Here is a 20583-nt window from a genome sequence, read left to right as displayed (position 1 = left end):
AAAGCCTCCATCGCAAGATGGAGGCTTTTTTATCGCCGCTACGCGTAATGCCCTACGCGTAGGCTTCGATCGGCAAGCACGCGCAGACCAGGTTGCGGTCGCCGTAGGCGTTGTCCACACGGGCCACGGGCGGCCAGTACTTGGCCTCGCGCAGCGACGCCACCGGGTAGGCGGCCTGCTGGCGCGGGTAGTCGTGCAGCCATTCTTCGGCCAACAGCATCTGCGCGGTGTGCGGCGCGTTCTTCAGGACGTTGTCCTCGCGATCGCGTTCGCCGCGCTCGACCTGGGCGATTTCCTCGCGGATGGAGATCATCGCGTCGATGAAGCGGTCAAGCTCGGCCACACCTTCGGATTCCGTGGGCTCGACCATCAGCGTGCCGGCCACCGGGAAGCTCATGGTGGGCGCGTGGAAACCGTAGTCCATCAGGCGCTTGGCGATGTCCTCGGCGCTGATGCCGCTGGTTTCCTTCAACGGGCGCACGTCCAGAATGCACTCGTGCGCCACGCGGCCATTGCGGCCCGCGTACAGCACCGGATAGTGGTCGCGCAGGCGGGTGGCAATGTAGTTGGCGTTCAGGATGGCCACTTCGGTGGCGCGGCGCAGGCCGTCGGCACCCATCAGCGCGATGTACACGAACGGAATCGGCAGGATGCCGGCCGAACCGAACGGCGCGGCCGACACCGGGCCGACCTTGGCTTCGCCGGGCAGCTTGCCCTGTTCGTTCACCACGCCCGGCAGGTACGGCGCCAGGTGCGCGCGCACCGCTACGGGACCCACGCCGGGGCCGCCGCCGCCGTGCGGAATGCAGAACGTCTTGTGCAGGTTCAGGTGCGATACGTCGGAGCCGAACTTGCCCGGCTGGGCCACGCCGACCATGGCGTTCATGTTGGCGCCGTCCAGGTACACCTGGCCGCCGGCCTGGTGGACCATGTCGCAAATTTCAGTGACGGCTTCCTCGAACACGCCGTGTGTGGACGGGTAGGTGATCATCAGCGCGGCCAGCTTGTCGCCGACCTGCTTGATCTTGGCGCGCAGGTCGGAAAGATCGACGTTGCCGTTGGAATCGGACGCCACCACCACCACGTCCATGCCGGCCAACTGCGCCGACGCGGGGTTGGTGCCGTGGGCCGAGGCCGGGATCAGGCAGACGTTGCGCTGATGTTGGCCGTTGGCCTGGTGGTAGCCGCGAATGGCCAGCAGGCCGGCGTATTCGCCCTGCGCGCCCGAGTTCGGTTGCAGGCTGATGTTGTCGTAGCCGGTGATTTCGCACAGCGCGGCGGACAGGCGGTCGATCAGTTCGTTGTAGCCCTGGCTTTGCGAGGCGGGGGCAAACGGGTGGATCAGCGCGAATTCGGGCCAGGTGATGGGGATCATCTCGGCCGTGGCGTTCAGCTTCATGGTGCACGAACCCAGCGGGATCATCGTGCGGTCCAGCGCCAGGTCCTTGTCGGCCAGCTTGCGCAGGTAGCGCAGCATGTCGGTTTCGGATTGCACACTGGAGAAGACGGGGTGCTTGAGGATGGCGCTTTCGCGCGCGACCGATGCGGGAATGCCGCCGGCGGCGGCCGCGTCCAGCGCGTCGATGTCCAGTTCGACATCATCGCGTTCCAGGCCGGCGGCAAACACGTTGACCAGCGCTTGCAGGTCGGCGACGGTGACGGTTTCGTCCAGCGACACGGCCAGGCGCGCGCCGTCGACGCGGCGCAGGTTGATGTGCTCGCACTCGGCGGCCGTCACGATGGCCGGGGTGGCCGCGCCCGTTTCCAGCAGCAGCGTGTCGAAGAACGTGTCGTTCACGACCTTCACGCCCAGCTTGATGAGTTCAGCGCGCAAGATGGCGGTGCTGCGCTGCACGCGCTGGGCAATGCGGCGGATGCCTTCGGGGCCATGCCACACGGCGTACATGCCGGCCATCACGGCCAGCAGCACCTGCGCGGTGCAAATGTTGGACGTGGCCTTCTCGCGGCGGATGTGCTGTTCGCGCGTTTGCAGCGCCAGGCGCATTGCCGGGTTGCCTTGTGCGTCTTTCGACACGCCGACCAGGCGGCCGGCCATGTTGCGCTTGAAGGAATCCTTGCAGGCCATGAAGCCGGCGTGCGGGCCGCCAAAACCGAACGGCACGCCAAAGCGTTGCGCCGATCCGATGGCGATGTCCGCGCCCCACTCGCCCGGGGCGGCCAACAGGGCCAGCGCCAGCAGGTCGGTGGCGCAGGCAACCACGGCGCCTTGCGCGTGGGCGGCTTCTGCCAGCTTGCGGTAGTCGGACACCGAGCCGGTGCTGTGCGGGTATTGCAGCAGCACGCCGAAGCATTCCGGCAGGCCCTGCGCTTCGTCGCCCACGGTGATTTCCAGCCCCAGGCCTTCGGCGCGCGTGCGCACGACTTCGATGGTCTGCGGATGCACGTGGCGCGAAATGAAGAACACCGGGCTTTGCGACTTGGCGCCACGGCGGGCCAGCGTCATGGCTTCGGCGGCGGCCGTGCTTTCGTCCAGCAGCGAGGCGTTGGAGATGTCCAGCCCGGTCAGGTCGGCGACCATGGTCTGGTAGTTCAGCAGGGCTTCAAGACGCCCTTGCGAGATCTCCGGCTGATACGGCGTGTAGGCCGTGTACCAGGCGGGGTTCTCAAGAATGTTGCGCAGCACGACGTTTGGCGTCTGCGTGCCGTAGTAACCCTGGCCGATGTAGTTGCGAAAGACCTTGTTGCGGCCCGCGATCTGCTTCAGTTCGGCCAGCACGTCGGTTTCGCTGCGCGAGGGCGGCAGCGCCAGCGGGGCCTGGCTGCGGATCTTGGCGGGAACGACTTCGTCGATCAGGGCGTCCAGGCTGGCGCTGCCAATCACTTGGAGCATGGCGGCCTGGTCGGCGTCGGACGGGCCGATGTGGCGGGGGATGAAGTCGGTATGGGTGTCTAGGGCGCGCGACATGGGAACTCTCGGGTGGTGGTGCATCAGGCCGGCGCGCCAAGAGGTCGGCGCGCCCGGCTCGAACCGGCTTCTTAGCCGTTGGCGACGGCTTCGTAGCCGGCGGCGTCCAGCAGCTTGTCGGCATCGGCCGCGTTGACCGGCTTGATCTTGAAGATCCAGGTGGTGAAGGCCGATTCGTTGATCAGGCTGGGGTTGTTTTCCAGCTCGTCGTTGAAGGCGACGATTTCACCGTTGACGGGTGCGTAGATGTCCGAGGCGGCCTTGACCGACTCAACCACGCCGGCGGTTTCGCCCGCGTTCAGCTTGGCGCCAACCTTGACGTCGCCAACGAAAACCAGGTCGCCCAATTGGTCCTGGGCGGTATCGGTGATGCCGACGACGAACACGTCGCCTTCAGCTTTGACCCATTCGTGGGACTGGGTGTACTTGCGATCGGTGGGCAGGCTCATGGGAAATCCTCTAGGGAATACGGGTAGATGAATGGTGTTGCGCGCCTCGTGCGAGCGGCGTGTGCGTCAACTGGCAGCGGCCGTTCGCGCGAAGCTTCGAGTTTACGAGTGTTCGACGGCTTTGCCGTTACGCACGAAGGGCAGCTTGCAGACCAGGGCGGGCACCCATTTGCCGCGGATGTCGACTTCGACCGTGTCGCCCGGACGCACGCCTTGCGGCAGGCGGGCAAAGCCGATCGACACGCCCAGCGTGGGCGACATGGTGCCGCTGGTGAGTTCGCCCGTGCCTTGCGCGCAGCGCACGGCCATGTGGGCGCGCATCACGCCGCGCTCTTGCAGCTTCAGGCCGACAAAGGCGGCGGGGGTGGCGAATTGTTCCAGCGCGTCGCGGCCGATGAAGCGGCGCTCGGCATTCTTGAGCGACACGGTCCAGGTCAGGCCGGCCTGGTCGGGCTGGGTCAGCTCGTCCATGTCCTGGCCATACAGGTTCATGCCGGCTTCCAGGCGCAGCGTGTCGCGCGCGCCCAGGCCCGCCGGGCGCACGCCCTGGGCAGCAAGGTCGCGCCACAGTTGCACGACGTCGGACGCAGGCAGGACGATTTCAAAGCCGTCTTCGCCGGTGTAGCCGGTGCGGGCGACGAGCGTGTCGTCGCCCACGCGGGCGGCAACGAAGGGGGTCAGTGCTTCGGAGGCGGCTTGCCAGGCCGGGCGCGCGGCCCAGACCTTGGCGCGGGCGTTCGGGCCCTGCACGGCCACCATGGCCAGATCGCGGCGCGGGGTGATGGCAACGTCGAAACTGCCGGCCTGCTTCACACGCTGCATCCAGGCCACGTCTTTGTCGGCGGTGCCGGCGTTAACGACCACGCGCCATTCGTCAGCGGCAAAGAAATAGATGATCAGGTCGTCGATGACGCCGCCCTGCGGGTTCAGCATGCACGAATACAGCGCCTTGCCGGGCACGGTCAGCTTGGCGACGTCGTTGGCGACCAGGCGTTGCAGGAAGGCGTAGGCATCGGGGCCGGCCACATCCACGTTCAGCATGTGCGACACGTCGAACATGCCGGCGTCCTGGCGCACCGCGTGGTGTTCCTCAAGCTGCGAGCCGTAGGCCAAGGGCATGTCCCAGCCGCCGAAATCGACCATTCGGGCGCCGGAGGCGATGTGTTCGTCGGCCAGCGGGGTGCGTTTGAGGGTTGCGGACATGCGCGGAAACTCCGGGACGGCAATGGCTTGCCAGGGTTACGGAATGCCGGTCGTGACAAGCGGATTGCGCCCGCACGGCATCGGCTGAATCTTCCGCCCCTCTGTCCTTTTGCCTGAGAGTTGCCCCGCGCTGGGCGGGTTTGCACCTTCGGCGCCTGGGCTGCTCGCTGTGTCCCGAATTCGGGGCGGCGCCAGGTCTCTCCAGAGTACTGTTTTGCCGCATCCACACGGTAAAAACCGGGACGGGGCAAGCATGTGCGGTATCGGTTACCTGAGCGATTCTGGGCGAATTGCGCCTTCGGCGGCGACCCTGGTGAAAGGGGCGCTCTCTCCCGCAAACATGCGTGACAGCGGCGCCAAGCATACAACGAAAACCAGGCCTGGAAAAGCGCGATTTCCTGGCGCGGCCCGGCCACAAACCGCTGCCGTGGACCACGCCAAACCGGACACCAACCCCCGGGCTAGCCCAGCGCCGTGTCCAGCAACATCATCAGCACAAAGCCCAGCATCAGCCCGCACGTGGCGTAGACCTCGTGCCCCTTGCGGTGCGATTCGGGAATGATCTCGTGGCTGATGACAAACAGCATGGCGCCCGCCGCAAAGCCCAGCCCCCAGGGCAGCAGCAAGACGGACCAGCCGACGATGGCGGCGCCCAGCACCGCGCCCAACGGTTCGACCAGCCCCGACAACATGCCTAGCGCCACGGCGAAGGCCCGCTTATAGCCGGCGGCCAACAGCGCCACCGCGACAACCATCCCTTCGGGAATGTCCTGGATCGCAATGCCCGTGGCCAACGCGGTGCCCGCCACCGGATCGCCCCCCGCGTAACCCACGCCGATGGCCAGGCCTTCGGGCAGGTTGTGCAGCGTGATGGCGATAACGAACAACCAGGCGCGTCGCATGCGGCGCGCCTCGATGCCTTCGCGGCCCTTGATGAAATGTTCGTGCGGCAGCGTGCGGTCCATGATGAGCAGCACCGCCGCGCCCAGCAGAATGGCCGCCCCCACCGTCAGGCCCGCGCCCCAGCGGCCCATGCCCTGGCTTTCGGCCGCCGCAATGCCCGGCACCACCAGGGAAAACGCGCTGGCCGCCAGCATGACGCCCGCGCCGAACCCGAACATGCTGTCCTGGACCTTTTGCGGGATGGTGCGGGCGAACAGGATGGGCACGGTGCCCAGCGCGGTGGCGCCGGCCGCTACCAGCCCGCCCAGCAGGGCGTCGGCCACGTGCGCCGCGCGCACGTCCAGGTAGGCCCACAGCTGGTGCATCGCCAGGCAGGACACCAGCACGGCCAGGGTCCAGACGCTGATGCTGGTGGCCGCGGGACGCACGCGGTGACGGCTGAATGTGTTCATGGGGCCGATGCCTCCATCACAAAGCGGGCTTAACCCTTTGCGGCCGCATAACGGCGCGCCACCTCGGGCCAATTCACGACATTGTAGAAGGCGCCAATGTATTCAGGGCGACGGTTTTGGTACTTGAGGTAATAGGCGTGTTCCCAGACGTCCAGGCCCAGGATCGGCGTATTGCCGTGCATCAGAGGGCTGTCCTGATTAGCGCTGCTTTCCACCACCAGCTTGCCGGCCGGCGTGACCGAGAGCCAGGCCCAGCCGCTGCCAAAGCGGGTCAGGGCCGCTTTGGTGAAGGCCTCGCGGAAGGCGGCCAGGCCACCCAGTTCGGATTCGATAGCGGCGGCCAGCGCGCCATCGGGTTCACCACCGCCCTGGGGCGACATCACGGACCAGAACAAGCTGTGGTTGGCGTGGCCGCCGCCATGGTTGCGCACCGCGCCGCGTATGGCTTCCGGCAATTGGTCCAGCCGCGCGACCAGGGCTTCAACGGGTTCTTCCGTGCTGATGCCGGCGCCATCCAGCGCCGCGTTCAGGCTGGTGACATAGGTTTGATGATGCTTGCTGTAGTGAATCTCCATCGTCATGGCGTCGATGTGAGGCTCCAGGGCGTCGTAGGCGTAGGGCAGCGTCGGAAGGGTGTAGGGCATGGGTGTCTCCGTGGGACTCGCCTGTTCCAAGGGAACGGCGACAGTCGATGATCGAAGGTCGGGGCCGAGGGCCAAAGAACGGCCGGCGACAGCCAAGACAGGAAACACAAATGATATGTATTTTTATTTGATAAAACAATGATGATGTGGCGTTGCGCAATTACTGCGCGATCATCGCGTCATCACGACCTTGAAAACAGCGCCCTTACAGCGCCTTGCCGCAGGCCACGCCGGAGGCCCAGGCCCATTGGAAGTTGTAGCCGCCCAGCCAGCCGGTCACATCCACGGCTTCGCCGATGAAGTAGAGCCCAGGCGTGGTTTTGGCTTGCATGGATTTCTGGTCCAGGCCGCGCGTGTCGACGCCGCCGCGCATCACTTCGGCTTTCTTGTAGCCGGCGGTGCCGCTGGGCACCAGCGTCCATTGGTGGATGTCTTGAGCCAGCGCGCGCAGCGTTTTGTCGGGCGCGTCGGCCAGGCGCATCGCGGCCAGGCCGGGCTTGCCGCCCTGCTCTGCCAGATGCAGCCAGCGATCGGCCAGGCGCTTGGGCCACAGGCCCGCCAGCACGGTATGCAGCTGCTGCCGGTTGCCCGACTTGGACGCCAGCAATTCTTCGGCCAGGTCGCGGCCCGGTGCCAGGTCGATCACGATGGGTTCGCCCGGCTTCCAGTAGCTGGAAATTTGCAGGATGCCCGGGCCGGACAGGCCGCGATGGGTAAACAGCAGGTCTTCCAGGAATTCACCCCGCGCCTTGCCCTGCCCCGTCTGCAGGCCCACTTCCAGCGCCACGCCCGACAGTTCGGACAGCGGCTGCCATTGTGCGGAGTCAAAGGTCAGCGGTACCAACGCGGGTCGCGGCTCGACGACTTTCAGGCCGAATTGGCGCGCGATCTTCAGGCCGAAGTCGGTGGCGCCCAGCTGCGGGATCGCCATGCCGCCCGTGGCCACGACCAGCTTGGCCGCGCGGATCACGCCCTGGCTGGTGCGCAGTTCGAAGCCCTGCTCGCCATGGCCGATATCGGCCACCGAACAGCCCATGCGCCATTGCACATCGCCCGCGTCGCACTCGGCGCGCAGCATGTTGATGATGGATTCGCTGGAATCGTTGCAGAACAGCTGGCCACGGTGTTTCTCGTGCCAGGCGATATGGTGGCGCTTCATCAGCGCCAGAAAATCCTGCGGCGTGTAAGCCGACAGTGCCGAGCGGCAGAAATGCGGGTTTTCGGACAGAAAATTGGCGGGCCCGGTCCCGATGTTGGTGAAGTTGCAGCGGCCACCGCCGGAGATGCGGATTTTTTCGGCCAGGCGCTCGGCATGGTCGACCAGCACCACGCGCAAGCCGCGCTGCCCGGCCACCGCTGCACACATCATGCCAGCGGCGCCGGCGCCGAGGACGGCTACATCAAACATCAGGACTCCAGACCCGCCGGGTCTTATTCTTCGATCAGGCAATCAACGTAGTAGCGCTTTTCGCCATCCGGACCCGCTTCATCGGCCAGGCCGTGAATATAGGTTTCGAAGCCGGGGAAGCGCTCGTTGAATTCGCGCGCGAATTGCAGGTACTGCACGATGGTGCGGTTAAAGCGTTCGCCCGGAATCAACAGCGGAATGCCCGGGGGATACGGCGTCAACAGCACGCCCGTGACGCGGCCTTCCAGCTTGTCGATGTCGACACGCTCGACCTCGCGGTGCGCCATGCGCGCAAAGGCGTCCGACGGCTTCAGCGCCGGCACCATGTCGCTCAGGTACATCTCGGTGGTCAGGCGGGCGACGTCGCGCGCGCGGTAGGCTTCGTGGATTTCCTGGCACAGATCGCGCAGGCCCATGCGTTCGTAGCGGCGATGCACACGGCAGAAGTCGGGCAGGATGCGCCACAGCGGCTGGTTGCGATCGTAGTCGTCCTTGAACTGCTGCAACGCGGTCAACAGCGTGTTCCAGCGGCCCTTGGTAATGCCGATGGTGAACAGGATGAAGAACGAATACAGGCCGGTCTTTTCGACCACGACGCCGTGCTCGGTCAGGTACTTGGAGACCAGCGCGGCCGGGATACCCGTTTCGCCGAAGCTGCCCGACATGTCCAGCCCCGGCGTGATGACCGTGGCCTTGATCGGGTCCAGCATGTTGAAGCCTTCGGCCATTTCGCCGAAGCCGTGCCAGTGGTCGTTGGCTTCCAGGATCCATTCGTCGCGGTTGCCGATGCCTTCGGACACCAGGCGGTTCGGGCCCCAGACCTTGAACCACCAGTCGTTCTTGCCGAATTCGGATTCCACCTTGCGCATGGCGCGGCGGAAGTCCAGCGCTTCGCGGATGCTTTCCTCGACCAGCGCGGTGCCTCCGGGCGGTTCCATCATGGCGGCGGCCACGTCGCACGACGCGATGATCGCGTACTGCGGCGAGGTCGACGTGTGCATCAGGTACGCCTCGTTGAAGACGTTGCGGTCCAGCTTGCGGGTCTCGGATTCCTGCACGATGATCTGCGAAGCCTGCGAAATGCCGGCCAGCAACTTGTGCGTGGAGTGCGTGGCGAAGACCATCGCGTCCTGGCTGCGCGGGCGGTCCTGGCCGATGGCGTGCATGTCCTGGTAGAACTCGTGGAACGAGGCGTGCGGCAGCCAGGCTTCGTCAAAGTGCAGCGTATCGACATAGCTGCCCAGCTGCTCCTTGATCATTTCCACGTTGTAGATGACGCCGTCGTACGTGCTTTGCGTCAGCGTCAGGATGCGCGGATTCTTGTTCACCGCTTCGCGCGCGAAGGGGTTGGCCTCGATCTTCTTGCGGATGTTGTCCGGGTGGAATTCTTCCAGCGGAATCGGGCCGATGATGCCCAGGTGGTTGCGCGTGGGGCGCAGGAACACCGGGATCGCGCCCGTCATCGTGATGGCGTGCAGAATCGACTTGTGGCAGTTGCGATCCACCACGACCACGTCGCCGGCGGCCACGTTGGCGTGCCACACGACCTTGTTGGACGTGGACGTGCCGTTGGTCACGAAAAAGCAGTGGTCGGCGTGGAAGATGCGCGCGGCGTTCAGCTCGGACTCGGCCACGGGGCCGGTGTGGTCCAGCAACTGGCCCAATTCGTCCACGGCGTTGCAGACGTCAGCGCGCAGCATGTTTTCACCGAAGAACTGGTGGAACATGCGGCCCACGGGGCTCTTCAGGAAGGCGACGCCGCCCGAGTGGCCCGGGCAGTGCCAGGAATACGAGCCGTCTTGCGCGTACTTGACCAGCTCGCGAAAGAACGGCGGCGGCAGCGAATCCACGTAGCTGCGCGCTTCGCGGATGATGTGGCGCGCCACGAATTCGGGGGTGTCCTCGAACATGTGGATGAAGCCGTGCAGTTCGCGCAGGATGTCGTTCGGAATGTGTTCCGACGTGCGCGTCTCGCCATACAGATAGATGGGGATGTCGGCGTTGCGAAAGCGCAGTTCGCCGATGAACATGCGCAGGTTCTTGATGGCGCTGGCCACGTCTTCGGGCGAGTCCACGTCGAACTCTTCATCGTCAATCGACAGGATGAAGGCGCTGGCCCGGCTTTGCTGTTGCGCGAACGAACTCAGGTCGCCATAGCTGGTCACCCCGATCACCTCGACGCCCTCGGCCTCGATCGCTTCAGATAAGGCACGAATACCCAAACCGGACGCGTTCTCGGAACGGTAGTCCTCGTCGATGATGAAAATGGGGAAGCGAAATTTCATGCAGGCGCTCCTGGGGGCATGGCGGGTTCGGTCGCATAACGCGGCGCGAGTGTACTGCTAGTAAAAATCCGCCTGATGACAGACGGCGCGAGCCCCCGCCCAACAGGCGGGAATGGCGGAATTGTAGGGCTGTTTTTCTTTCAGTCCTACGGGAAATCCCCAGATAGGCCGAACAGCCGTTGTCATCGCGCCAAAAGCCGGGCTTTCAGCACAGCGACAGCAACGGCGGCACGGAGCAAACCTAGCGGATGGTGCGGGCTTCGCCGGCTTCCAATGCCAAGGTGAACTGCTCGAAGTAGGCGGGGATGGACTCGGTGGCCCCGTCCCGGATCCGGCGTTCTACCTTGGCGATGGCGCCAAAGCAGACTTCGGCCCCGGGTTCGCCACAGACGAGCACGACCGGGTCTTCGTCGTCGCAGACCTCGTACAGCCCGCCATGCGCCCGGCGTCCAACCTCGTAGAGGTAGGCGGCGGCGCCAACGGTTTGCATGGGGGTAAGCGGCAAGGTGCCCAGGTGGGCGGCTTCCAGCGCGGTATCGAGCGCGTGGATGCTGGACAGGGAGTAGTCCAATATGGCGCCGGTGGATTCGGCGGCTTGTACAAAGTCTTGCGCGGCGTCTGCCACCCGTTCGACAAATGCGTCCTGCACTTCATCAAGGGTGGCTTCCTGGTTTGTCTTGAGGAAACCGAACATCGTTGGCTCCTTTGTGAAAACCGCAAGCGGCAATAGGGCCATTATAGGCAAGCGTGTTACCTATAATCGGCGGGAAACCCCTCAACGTTTCCTATTCCCAACACTTGCCGCCCATGACCGCACCGCTAGTCAGACGCCTGACCGCCCTTGACGCCCCGTCACTGCGACGTTTGCGCCTGGACGCCCTGGTTGAAACGCCGGAGTCGTTCGGATCGAGTTACGAAGAGGAACACACGCTGACACTGGACGACATCAAAGGCTGGGTCACGCCGCAGGACGACAGCGCGATGTTCGGGGTGTTCGTGGGTGATGACCTGGTGGGCATCATCGGCGTGGGCCGCCAGCGCAAGTTGAAGATGCGGCACAAGGCGCATATCTGGAGCGTGTACGTCGCGCCCGAACAGCGTGGCCACGGGCTGGGGCGGCTGTTGTTGCAAGCCGCCATCGCGCATGCCCGCACCATGCGCGGCATACGTCAGGTGCAGTTAAGCGTCACGTCCAACAACACGTCGGCCGCCGCCTTGTATGCCGGCCTGGGCTTCGTGGAATACGGGCGCGAACGCGAGGCGCTATGCGTCAATGACCAGCTTTACGACGAAACGCTGATGGCGCTGCCGCTGGCGGAAAAATAAGCGGCAAGGCGGGCGGATCGTCCTACGCCGCCGCCGCGCGCCGCCGCGTGCCGTAGGCGCACACCTGATTTCGGCCGCCGTCCTTGGCCTTGTACAGCGCCTGGTCGGCCGCCTTGATGACCGCGTCCGGCGCACGCAGCGCGTCGCCCCGCTCGGCCACGCCGATGCTTACTGTTACCCGCAGCGGACGCGGATTGCGCGCACCGCGCGCACCGCGCCGGCGCTGGCCCAGTTGATCCGCCTTGGGCCGCGCGGGCTTGTCGCGAAGGCGCATCTGGTAGGCCTCGATTGCGCGGCGCACCGCTTCCAGGTGCGGCAGGCTTTCCGCCGCCGTCTTGCCCGGAAACACCAACGTGAATTCTTCGCCGCCGTAGCGATACGCCTGCCCACCGCCCGGCACGCGCCGCAGCTGCGACGCCACCATGCGCAGCACCTGGTCGCCCACGTCGTGCCCGTGCGTATCGTTGAATGCCTTGAAATGGTCCACGTCGGCCATCGCCAGCGTGTAGACGCGGCCCATGCGTTGCAGGCGTTCGTTCAGCGCGCGCCGGCCCGGCAAGCCGGTCAGCTCGTCGCGAAACGCCATGTGAAAGCCTTCGTGGGCCAGTGAAATACACAGCGCCGTCAGCGCGGCGGCGGACATCAGGGCCAGTTCGATCGGATGCTGCGCGCCGCGCGGCAATGCCCACGCCATGCACACAAACCCCAGCCATTGTCCGGCCTGTTGCGGGCGGCCATAACGCAGCAGCAACAGGGTCAGCGTCAGGCCGGTGCCCAGCAACGCCACCAGCGCCTCGACCGGCACGCCAAGCCGCGCCAGCTTGCCTTGCAGGGCAAGCGTGCCAAACACTTCCACCAGCCCTTCTTTGCCGACCAGCGCAATGCCGGCCATGCCGACGGCAATCAGGCCGATGCGCAGCGCCAGGTCCAACAGCATGCTGGATCGTTCGGCCCACAGCGCGTTGATGGTGTAGGCAATGGCCCACCACGCCAGCGCGGGGCCCAACGCCCATGGCGCCTCGCGCGCCAGCGTCGGCCATACCGCCGTGGCCGCCAGCACGCACAGCATCAGCGCCATGGTTTGCGAACGCTGATACATCAAACAGATGGCCGCGCCGATCAGCGCCATCACCCACGGCACGAACGGCACGATCAAGGTCAGCGCGGGCGGCCACTCGCGCCACAGCATCAGGCCTACCGCGGCGGCCACTGGCAACGCGGGGTAGAACAACAGGGGCAGCCAGGGGATATGGGGGTAACGCACGGTGGGGGCCTTGCTCGCTTGCAGAGATGACGTCGCCAAATCGGCAAACATATATATCCTTTTTACGGTCGCCGGCGGGGGTTCTTTAGCGCGGTTACCGCGGTGTCGCCGGCCCCTGGCGCGCGTGATATGTTTTCATCCCCCGCCGAAGGAATGCCGCCATGCAGCTGCTTGTGAATATCGATGTGCCCGATCTTGAACACGCCATCGTCTTCTACGAACGCGCCTTCGGGCTGACGCTGCACCGGCGGCTGGGGCCGAAAGCGGCTGAAATGCTGGGCGCCAACGCCCCCATCTATCTACTGGAAAAGGCCGCTGGCACCACTGCGACGGGTGCGGCGGGTGCGGCAGGCGCGGCGGCGCCATCGCGCGATTACGCCCGCCATTGGACGCCCGTGCACCTGGACGTCGTCGTGCCCGACGTGGACCGGGCCGTCGATCAGGCCGTAGCCGCCGGCGCCATCCTGGAAGGCCACGCTGCCACTCACGCCTGGGGCCGCATCGCGCACCTTAGCGATCCGTATGGCCACGGCATCTGCATCCTGCAATTTTTGGGACGCGGCTATGACGAAATCACGGGCGATCAGGTGTGCACCCTGCCCGTCTCGGCATCCGACTTCGATGCGCTGGCCGACATCCGCGTGCAGGCCATGCGCGACAGCCTGGAACGAGCGGGCAGATTCGACCCGGCGCGTGCCCGGGAACGGCTGCGCGCCAATTTCCACCCGGATTGCACCTGGTGGATCGAACATGCCGGAAAACGGGTGGGGTTCTATGCCCTGCGGCCGGACGGCCAGGGCCTGCGGCTGGACCACCTGTACCTCGCGCCCGCCGCGCAGGGACAGGGCCTGGGCGGCCGCGTCCTGCAGAGCATTCTGGATGACGCCGACAGCCAGGGGCTGCCGGTCAGTGTGGGCGCGCTGCGGGGCAGCGATTCGAACCGGTTTTATCGGCGGCACGGGTTTGTGCAGACGGCCGAGTCGGAATGGGATATCGACTACCTGCGCCCGGCGCCGGGGCACGCGGGCTAAGCCGCCAGCGCCGCCCGATCAGGTGCGCGGCAGCGTCACGCCGCGTTGGCCCTGGTATTTGCCGCCACGGTCCGCGTACGAGGTCTCGCACACTTCGTCGCTTTCCAGGAACAGCATCTGCGCGCAGCCTTCGCCGGCGTAGATCTTGGCGGGCAGCGGCGTGGTGTTCGAGAATTCCAGCGTGACGTGGCCTTCCCATTCGGGTTCCAGCGGCGTCACGTTGACAATGATGCCGCAGCGCGCGTAGGTGCTCTTGCCCAGGCAGATGGTCAGGACGCTGCGCGGAATACGGAAGTATTCCACCGTGCGGGCCAGGGCGAACGAGTTCGGCGGGATGATGCAAACATCACCCTTGAAGTCCACGAACGAGCCTTCGTCGAAGTTTTTCGGATCGACGATGGTGGAATTGATGTTCGTGAAAATCTTGAATTCATCGGCGCAGCGCACGTCGTAGCCGTAGCTGCTGGTGCCGTAGCTGACGATGCGCCCGCCATTGGCCGTGCGGACCTGGCCCGGTTCAAAGGGTTCGATCATGCCGGCGTCGGCCTGGCGGCGGATCCAGCGGTCGCTTTTGATGCTCATGGTGGGAATGGTGCTAAAGGGGTGAAGTGGCCGTCATTTTACTCAGTTCCCCCAGAACGTCCGGTACACCAGCGCGATGCCGTTGACCGACCCACCTTTCAAGTCCACGGAAAGCCCGCGCGCCAGACGGTAACTGGCGCGGCCCACGGTGTCGCTGCCGGCCAGCGCCTGCTCCACGCTTAGCGTGATGCCGTTGGCGAAAGACTTGCTGGCCACCAGGAACTGGGTTGCCAGCTGGCTGTCACTGTCCCGGTTTACGTCGCCGGCCACCGTGCGGTCGGGCAGGATGCTGCCCGAACTGCCGATATTGCCGGTGCGCACGCTGACATCGTCCAGCCCGAACTGCTTGTAGAACGGCTGGCCGCCGCCCAGCAGCGCGGTGCCCACCGACACCAGCAAGGCCGCGTCGCTGCCGCTTTCGTCGGGTCCGCGCCCCAGCAGCAGCCAGGACAGCTTTTCGACATCGCTGACGTCCGGGTAGGACACCAGGTCGATACGCGGGCGCTGCGCGGTGCCGACCACCTTGACGCCGGCCTCGACCTGTTCGCCCGTGCGCAGGGCTTCGATGTCCAGCAGCGGATTGTCCAGCCGGCCCTGGAACGTCAGCGTGCCCCGGCTGAGACGCAGCTTCTGGCCATAGGCCTCGATGCCGCCGCCCCGCGTGCGCAACGCGCCCACGCCGGTCAGCCGGCCGTCATTAAGCAGAATCTGGATGGAGCCCAGCAGCCCGGCGTCCAGCCCCATGCCCGTAATGTAGAAACGCGGCCCCATGTCGAACTTCAGGTTCATGCTGGTTTGCAGCGGCGTGGACACCGTGGCGCGATCCTGGCCCGGATGAATGACTTTGACGTCGTCATCCAGCGACGGCACGCCCTGCAGGATTTCCAGGCTGAACCACCCGGCGTCAGCCTTGAGGTCACCCACGATGTCGATGCGCGGCATGGCGGCCGTCAGCGTGACCGTGCCGGAAACCATGGCGTAGCGGTCCGAGCGCTGCAAGGCCGGAAAGCGGTACAGCTTCAGCTTGATGTCGCCGCCGCCGTCCATGATGTTCCACTGCCCGCGCGCCTCGGCGTAGCCGCCCTTGGCCTCGGGGTTGGTCGTGATCCATTCCTTGGTGCGCCATTCGGCCGGCATCACGCGCAGCGATGCCGGAAAGCGCAGGCTGTCCAACACCAGCCGCTGGCCATCCAGCCGCGCCGACAGCGTACCGTCCACCAGGCGCACGCCGTCGTCAATGCGGACCAGGCGCAGCTTGTCGCCCCGGATGTTGCCCGTGGCCGACCATTTTCCGGCCAAGGTGCCTTGCACCTCGACGTTGGCCTTGACGGCGCCGCCCACTTCCATCGAATCGCCCACAAACAGGCCGACCCAGGCCAGATCGGCAATGTCGGCGTCCAGCTTGGCACGCAGCGGCTGGCGCTCGTCCAGCGCCATGCCGCCCTTGGCGTCCACGCGCAGTACGGCGGTGCCGGTGCCGTTCACGGTGCCCATCTTGGCAGTAGCCAGGTCGATTCTGGCGTCCAGGCGGCTGGCGTTGGGCGACGTGGGCGTGGCCGTCAGGTCCAGCACAAGCGCCTTCAATCCCAGGGGGACGGGCGGGTCGCCGGGGATCAGCAGGTCGCCTTCACGGCGGGCAATGCGCGCCTTGCCCGCCAGGCGGCCGTCAAATTTCAAGTCCCAAAGCAGGTCCAGGGCGATGCGGCGCTGGCCCTCGGGCACCATGGCGTTTACGCGCGAGGGGCCCTTGCCCAGCTTGGCGGCGGCCTCGGGGTCCAGCGCGCCGATCACCTGGCGGGCCATGGCGGCCGTGATGACCAGGTTGTCGGCCTGGCCGGCGGTTTCCCAGCGCTTGCCACCGCCGCGCGAGCCTTGGTGCGCCAAGGTCAGACGTTCCTTGCCCGGCAGCGTCACGCTGAGAACGGTCTGGCCCACCTGCCATTGCCATTGCGGGTGCACGGCCGACGGCAGATAGGCCAAAGAGACCGGCCGGTCAGCCGCCACGATGAACCCGGCGCTATCGGCCGTCAGCTTGGAAAAGGTGCCGCGCCAGCCCACCAGCGCCGCGTCGGGCTGGCCCGCGGGGCCCTTGCCCCAGCCGCCGGCAAAGACGATATTGGCTTTGGCCGGCGCTTCGCCCAGCACGCCGGCGCGGGGCTTGGCGGGGGTGTAACCGGCGTTGAGCTCGCCGCGATGCGCCGCGATATTGCCGGCCAGCTTGCCCTTGAGCTCGGCGCCGCCCGGGATGCCGGGCCAGAAGGCGTCCAGCTGCGGCGCCTGCGCGTCCAAAACCAGCGCGCCGTCGGTGGCGTCCATCTCGCCCGATGCGCGGATGCGGTTGCGACCCAGCTTCAAGTCCACGTCCAGGCCGTGAATGCGCAGTCCGGACAGCGGGTCGGAGTAGGCGGCGGGTGCGGTCGTTGGCGCCGTTGTGGAGCCCGCCGGTGCGGGTGCCGGTGCGGGTGCCGTTGCGGGTGCCGGTACGGGTGCCGGTACGGGTGCCGGTGCGGGTGCCGTTGCGGGTGCCGGTGCAGGTGCTGTTGCGGGTGCCGTTGCAGGTGCCGTTGCGGGTACCGGTGCAGGTGCCGTTGCGGGTGCCGTTGCGGGTGCCGGCGCCGTCGCTGTTGCCGGCGCCGTCGCTGTTGCCGGTGCCGATCCGGGCTCGGTTGCGGCGATGTCCACTTGCGCTTTCACGCCGCCCGTCAGCGGCTGCTTGTTCCAGCGGGTGCCCTCTTCGAAACGCAGGTCAATGGCGGCATGGCGCAACTGGCTCAGGTTTTCAATGTCGGCCTGCACGTCGCCGCGCACCGTCAGGACTGCCGGGGGCACGTCCTTGCCCAACCACGGCGCCAGATCCAAACGCTGCGCGCTGATCGTGCCGGTGATGCGGTCGCGGCCGGCGACTTGGCCGGCGCCCGATTGCAGGTCGAACTGGGCGGCCAGGGTCGACTTATCCGGCAGCTGCGCGTTGGCGCGGGCGCTGCGCAGGATCAGGGCGGTGCGCGGGGCCAGGTCGGCCACCACGTCCAGCAGCATCCCCGACCCGGCTCCGTCCAGCTTGGCCTGAATGCCATCCATCGACCCCGCCGCATCGGCGCGCAGCACGACCTGGCAGGCGGGCGCGGGCGGGCCGGCGATCTCGGAAGTAGCGGCTTTGGAGCCGGCGCTCGCGCCCGGCCCGGCGGCCACAGTGGCGTCCCCCTTGGCTTTGGGATTTACCTGTGCGCTTGCTATGGTCGTCCGCGCATCGGCTTTGGTGCGGCCCTGATTGGCTTTGGAGTTCGCCTGCGCGTCGGCTTTGGAGTTCGCCTGCACGTTCGCGTCGGACGCCGGCGCATTGGCTTTGGAGTTCGCCTGCGCGTTGCTCGGTGCGCTGCCGCGCGGTTTCGCCGCTGCTCCCGATTGCGGCGCAGTCCGTGCGCCCGGTTGCGCCGTGCGTTCGGCGCCGACGGCGCGCTTGGCTTGCGACGTCGTGTCCCCTTGCTTGCCCGTCGCGGCCGGACCCGCCGCGAATACGCCCCCTAATCGGTCCGCCTGACACAAGGGAGATTCGGGGCCGGACCCTCGCGCCGTCACATCCAGGCGCGCGGCGAACGGCCAGGGGTCGGCCATGCCTTGCAGCTGCGCTTCGCCCGACACCTGCGCCTCGCCTGCCTCGTGGCCAACCCGCAGCGACGCGATGCGCAGCTGCGCGCCTTGCTTGCCGGCCGCGAACGTCGCGCTAAGGTCGCCCAGCGTGACCGGCAACGGCTGGCCGTCCTGCTCCAGTTGAAAGTCACCCAGGGCCAGGCGGTCCACGGCAATATCCACGGGCAGGGACGGCAAGGAAAACGGCTCGCTATCGTCCGGCGTGGCGGGCGCCTCGGCTGACGGGGCCAAGGCCACGCGCACCGATTCCGCCGACACGTCGCGCACATGCAGCCGCCGCTGGCCCAGCGCGCGCCAGTCCACATTCAGATGTAGCCGGCTGATATCGACGCGCGTGCCGCCCGCGTCCAGGTCCAGCTTGCCCACGGTCACGCCGCGCAACAACGATCCGTTCACGTCCAGCGCCTGGCCGTTCAACTGCTGGGCGGCGGTGGTCAGCAACAGCCGCGTGCCGCTTTGCGACCCCACCAGCCAGAACAGGAAGCCGGCGGCCAGCAACAGCAGCATCGCCAAACCCGGCAGCCACCACACCAGCACCTGCCGCAGGAATTTGCGCAACAGCTTCAAAACGCGATCCCCAACGAAAAGTGCAGACGCAGGTCGCGCTCGCGCTGGCCATAGGCCACGTCCAGGAACAAGGGGCCGGCGGGGGTGCGCACCCGCGCGCCGACGCCGTAGCCCACCGCCAGGGACATGTCGCCGAAGGACTCGGCGGCATCGCCCGCGTCCACGAACACGCCCATGCCCCAGCGTTCGTTGAAATAGTGGTCGTATTCGACGCTACCTACAACCAGCGTCGGCGCGCCCACCACGGCGTTGTCGCGTTGCACGCCGATGCTTTGATATTTGTAGCCGCGGATGGACCGGGCGCCGCCCGTGCGAAAGCCGAAGTCGTCCGGCACCTGCACCTTGCTGCTGGACCACACGCGGCCGACCTCGCCGCGCACCGTCAAGACGTCCAGCTTGCCGATGGGCCACCATTTCTGCGCCCGCAGGCGGGCGCGGGTATAGGGTTCGCCAGTGTCCAGCGTCACGCCCACGCCGCCGCCCACGGCAATCAGGTTGCCTTCGCGCGGGTCATATTTGTTGTCGACGTCGCGGCGCAGCCATTCGGCCGTGGCGGTCAGCGTGGGCAACGTATATTCGTCGCCGCCGTCGATTTTTACGTGGTCCTGTGCCAGCAGCAGGCCCCAGCGCGTTTCATATTCGACGCGGCTGTCGCCCGCGCCCTTGCGCTCTTGCAGACGCGTGGCGCCCAGGGCATAGCGGGTTACATCCAGGCCCTGGATGTCGGAATGGTCGGCCAGCACGCCAAACGAATCCTTGTAGCCGCGCTCGGTGGGCGGCAGCAGGAAGTCGGCGTAGGCGCGCTGACGCAGACGGTCCACGCTGAAACCGGTTTCCATGGTGACGGGTTGGCCGAAGACCACGTTCTGGCGGTATAGCGATTCCACGCGTACGCCTGCCTCGTCGTCTACGCCGATCGACGCCGTGAACCGCTTGGGCGGCGCTTCCACCACGCGCACCTGCACGGGCAAGGTCACTTCGCCGTCCGAGTCATAGGCGGGCGGCGGCGGCGGCACGGCACCCGACACGGTCGGGTCGCCCGCGGGCGTGGCGGCGGCCACATCGGCAGCGCCGGGCGCGCGGGCGCGATCGGATTTCACGTCGGCCGCCTGCGGCGGCGCGCTGCCGGGCGGCTCCAACGACACGAAGGCGCCGCGAAAGAAGGCCGTGGATTGCAGGTCCTGCTGCCAGGTATCCAGTCGGTTCTGATCGTAGGCGGCCCCGACCGAATAGCGCACGTAGCGCTGCACCAGCTTGTCCGGTACGCGTTTCAGGCCTTCGGTGGTCAGTTCGCCCATACGGACCTGCGGCCCGCTGTCCACGGTCACCTGCAAGGCTGCGGTGGCCGTGTCGGCCATGATTTCCGCCTGCGATGCCGTCATGCGCGCCAGCATGAAGTCGCGCGTCGATATCTCGTCCAGCAGGTTCGACTTGGCCCGGTTCCAGTCACTATTGATAAACGGCTGTCCGGCCTTGAGCTGCCAGTCGTCGCGCAGCTTTTGCACACGCTGGGCGAATTCCGGACGCGTGATGCGGCCGGTGAACTTCAGGTCCACGGACGAGACGGTCGTGCGCTTGCCCGGCACGATGCCGATATCCCAGGTTTCCCCGCCGATATCGGTGCCGGATTCCAGCGTTACCGTGGGTGAAAAGTAACCCTGCGTGGCCAGCGCGGCCAGCGTGGCGTCGCGCGCACGGCGTCGCAGCCGGTTGATTTCGCCCCCGTCCTGGTCTTCAGCCAGCCGAGCGATGGCATCAACGGCCTCGGTAATGGCCGTCAGCGCGGCCGGCGGCACGCCGCCCGGGTCCACGATGACTTCCGGCCGCTTGGCCAACGCCTCGGCTGAAAACACGCATAGTCCTGCCAGAATGGCGCGGGCTGCCCATTGCATGTG

At 66.4% G+C, this 20583-nt stretch carries 14 protein-coding genes and 2 riboswitches; of the genes, 2 read left to right on the top strand and 12 right to left on the bottom strand.

The features are described from left to right. Nucleotides 1-52 precede the first annotated feature (52 nt). The 8 genes from gcvP to AC6LJY_RS08850 form a co-directional block, all read right to left on the bottom strand. Nucleotides 53-2926 (bottom strand): aminomethyl-transferring glycine dehydrogenase, encoded by a 2874-nt coding sequence (gene gcvP, locus AC6LJY_RS08885; protein ID WP_498135768.1) that lies wholly within the window; start codon nt 2924-2926, stop codon nt 53-55. Between the two features lie 71 nt (nt 2927-2997). Beyond that, nucleotides 2998-3375 carry a glycine cleavage system protein GcvH gene (gene gcvH, locus AC6LJY_RS08880; protein WP_046805102.1) on the bottom strand — a complete coding sequence of 126 codons (378 nt, stop codon included), beginning with the start codon at nt 3373-3375 and terminating at the stop codon, nt 2998-3000. 102 nt (nt 3376-3477) lie between these two features. Then, nucleotides 3478-4578 carry a glycine cleavage system aminomethyltransferase GcvT gene (gene gcvT, locus AC6LJY_RS08875; RefSeq protein ID WP_046805103.1) on the bottom strand — a complete coding sequence of 367 codons (1101 nt, stop codon included), beginning with the start codon at nt 4576-4578 and terminating at the stop codon, nt 3478-3480. Nucleotides 4579-4669: 91 nt separating this feature from the next. Continuing rightward, a riboswitch (glycine riboswitch) is annotated at nt 4670-4793 on the bottom strand. Nucleotides 4794-4826: 33 nt separating this feature from the next. Next, a riboswitch (glycine riboswitch) is annotated at nt 4827-4923 on the bottom strand. A gap of 116 nt (nt 4924-5039) precedes the next feature. After that, the gene (locus tag AC6LJY_RS08870; RefSeq protein ID WP_498135767.1) at nt 5040-5933 is read right to left on the bottom strand and encodes a ZIP family metal transporter; all 894 of its coding nucleotides are present in this window, start codon (nt 5931-5933) and stop codon (nt 5040-5042) included. 29 nt (nt 5934-5962) lie between these two features. Further along, nucleotides 5963-6577, bottom strand: coding sequence for a superoxide dismutase (locus AC6LJY_RS08865; RefSeq protein ID WP_319301096.1), 615 nt, complete (start codon nt 6575-6577; stop codon nt 5963-5965). Between the two features lie 205 nt (nt 6578-6782). Further along, nucleotides 6783-7985 (bottom strand): BaiN/RdsA family NAD(P)/FAD-dependent oxidoreductase, encoded by a 1203-nt coding sequence (locus AC6LJY_RS08860; RefSeq protein WP_104141918.1) that lies wholly within the window; start codon nt 7983-7985, stop codon nt 6783-6785. 23 nt (nt 7986-8008) lie between these two features. Continuing rightward, on the bottom strand, nt 8009-10270 hold the full coding sequence (locus AC6LJY_RS08855) for an Orn/Lys/Arg family decarboxylase (RefSeq protein ID WP_314355552.1): 2262 nt from the start codon (nt 10268-10270) through the stop codon (nt 8009-8011). Nucleotides 10271-10511: 241 nt separating this feature from the next. Continuing rightward, nucleotides 10512-10964 (bottom strand): hypothetical protein, encoded by a 453-nt coding sequence (locus tag AC6LJY_RS08850; protein WP_046805108.1) that lies wholly within the window; start codon nt 10962-10964, stop codon nt 10512-10514. A 113-nt stretch (nt 10965-11077) separates the two neighbouring features. Between AC6LJY_RS08850 and AC6LJY_RS08845 the strand changes: the two genes are divergently transcribed. Continuing rightward, entirely contained in the window at nt 11078-11596 is a 519-nt protein-coding gene (locus AC6LJY_RS08845; protein WP_314355551.1) for a GNAT family N-acetyltransferase, read from the top strand. Nucleotides 11597-11618: 22 nt separating this feature from the next. Here AC6LJY_RS08845 and AC6LJY_RS08840 read toward each other — a convergent pair whose 3' ends face one another. Continuing rightward, complete coding sequence (locus AC6LJY_RS08840) at nt 11619-12860, bottom strand: GGDEF domain-containing protein (RefSeq protein WP_485803128.1); 1242 nt, start codon at nt 12858-12860, stop codon at nt 11619-11621. Nucleotides 12861-13021: 161 nt separating this feature from the next. On the opposite strand from AC6LJY_RS08840, the gene AC6LJY_RS08835 reads away from it, so the two are divergent. Beyond that, the gene (locus AC6LJY_RS08835; RefSeq protein WP_498135766.1) at nt 13022-13891 is read left to right on the top strand and encodes a GNAT family N-acetyltransferase; all 870 of its coding nucleotides are present in this window, start codon (nt 13022-13024) and stop codon (nt 13889-13891) included. A gap of 18 nt (nt 13892-13909) precedes the next feature. Here AC6LJY_RS08835 and dcd read toward each other — a convergent pair whose 3' ends face one another. Genes dcd through AC6LJY_RS08820 form a run of 3 tightly spaced genes read right to left on the bottom strand, consistent with a single transcriptional unit; the run spans nt 13910 to nt 20580 of the window. Continuing rightward, on the bottom strand, nt 13910-14473 hold the full coding sequence (dcd, locus tag AC6LJY_RS08830; protein ID WP_006221748.1) for a dCTP deaminase: 564 nt from the start codon (nt 14471-14473) through the stop codon (nt 13910-13912). A 42-nt stretch (nt 14474-14515) separates the two neighbouring features. Next, nucleotides 14516-18688 carry a translocation/assembly module TamB domain-containing protein gene (locus AC6LJY_RS08825; RefSeq protein ID WP_498135765.1) on the bottom strand — a complete coding sequence of 1391 codons (4173 nt, stop codon included), beginning with the start codon at nt 18686-18688 and terminating at the stop codon, nt 14516-14518. Then, nucleotides 18685-20580, bottom strand: a complete 1896-nt coding sequence (locus AC6LJY_RS08820) for an autotransporter assembly complex protein TamA (protein WP_498135764.1) — start codon at nt 20578-20580, stop codon at nt 18685-18687. Before AC6LJY_RS08820 ends, AC6LJY_RS08825 begins: the two co-directional genes overlap by 4 nt. Nucleotides 20581-20583 lie beyond the last annotated feature (3 nt).

The organism is Achromobacter sp. RT286_PF, from assembly GCF_059760425.1.
The sequence above is the reverse complement of the archived record's forward strand: the minus strand, read 5'-3'. Positions and strand labels throughout refer to the sequence as shown.

Bases quoted from the DNA above. Each gene is read 5' to 3' on its own strand.
- gcvH (WP_046805102.1), bottom strand. From the start codon at position 3,375: ATGAGCCTGCCCACCGATCGCAAGTACACCCAGTCCCACGAATGGGTC.
- AC6LJY_RS08855 (WP_314355552.1), bottom strand. From the start codon at position 10,270: ATGAAATTTCGCTTCCCCATTTTCATCATCGACGAGGACTACCGTTCC.
- gcvP (WP_498135768.1), bottom strand. From the start codon at position 2,926: ATGTCGCGCGCCCTAGACACCCATACCGACTTCATCCCCCGCCACATC.
- AC6LJY_RS08870 (WP_498135767.1), bottom strand. From the start codon at position 5,933: ATGAACACATTCAGCCGTCACCGCGTGCGTCCCGCGGCCACCAGCATC.
- AC6LJY_RS08835 (WP_498135766.1), top strand. From the start codon at position 13,022: ATGCAGCTGCTTGTGAATATCGATGTGCCCGATCTTGAACACGCCATC.
- AC6LJY_RS08865 (WP_319301096.1), bottom strand. From the start codon at position 6,577: ATGCCCTACACCCTTCCGACGCTGCCCTACGCCTACGACGCCCTGGAG.
- gcvT (WP_046805103.1), bottom strand. From the start codon at position 4,578: ATGTCCGCAACCCTCAAACGCACCCCGCTGGCCGACGAACACATCGCC.
- AC6LJY_RS08845 (WP_314355551.1), top strand. From the start codon at position 11,078: ATGACCGCACCGCTAGTCAGACGCCTGACCGCCCTTGACGCCCCGTCA.
- dcd (WP_006221748.1), bottom strand. From the start codon at position 14,473: ATGAGCATCAAAAGCGACCGCTGGATCCGCCGCCAGGCCGACGCCGGC.
- AC6LJY_RS08860 (WP_104141918.1), bottom strand. From the start codon at position 7,985: ATGTTTGATGTAGCCGTCCTCGGCGCCGGCGCCGCTGGCATGATGTGT.
- AC6LJY_RS08850 (WP_046805108.1), bottom strand. From the start codon at position 10,964: ATGTTCGGTTTCCTCAAGACAAACCAGGAAGCCACCCTTGATGAAGTG.
- AC6LJY_RS08820 (WP_498135764.1), bottom strand. From the start codon at position 20,580: ATGCAATGGGCAGCCCGCGCCATTCTGGCAGGACTATGCGTGTTTTCA.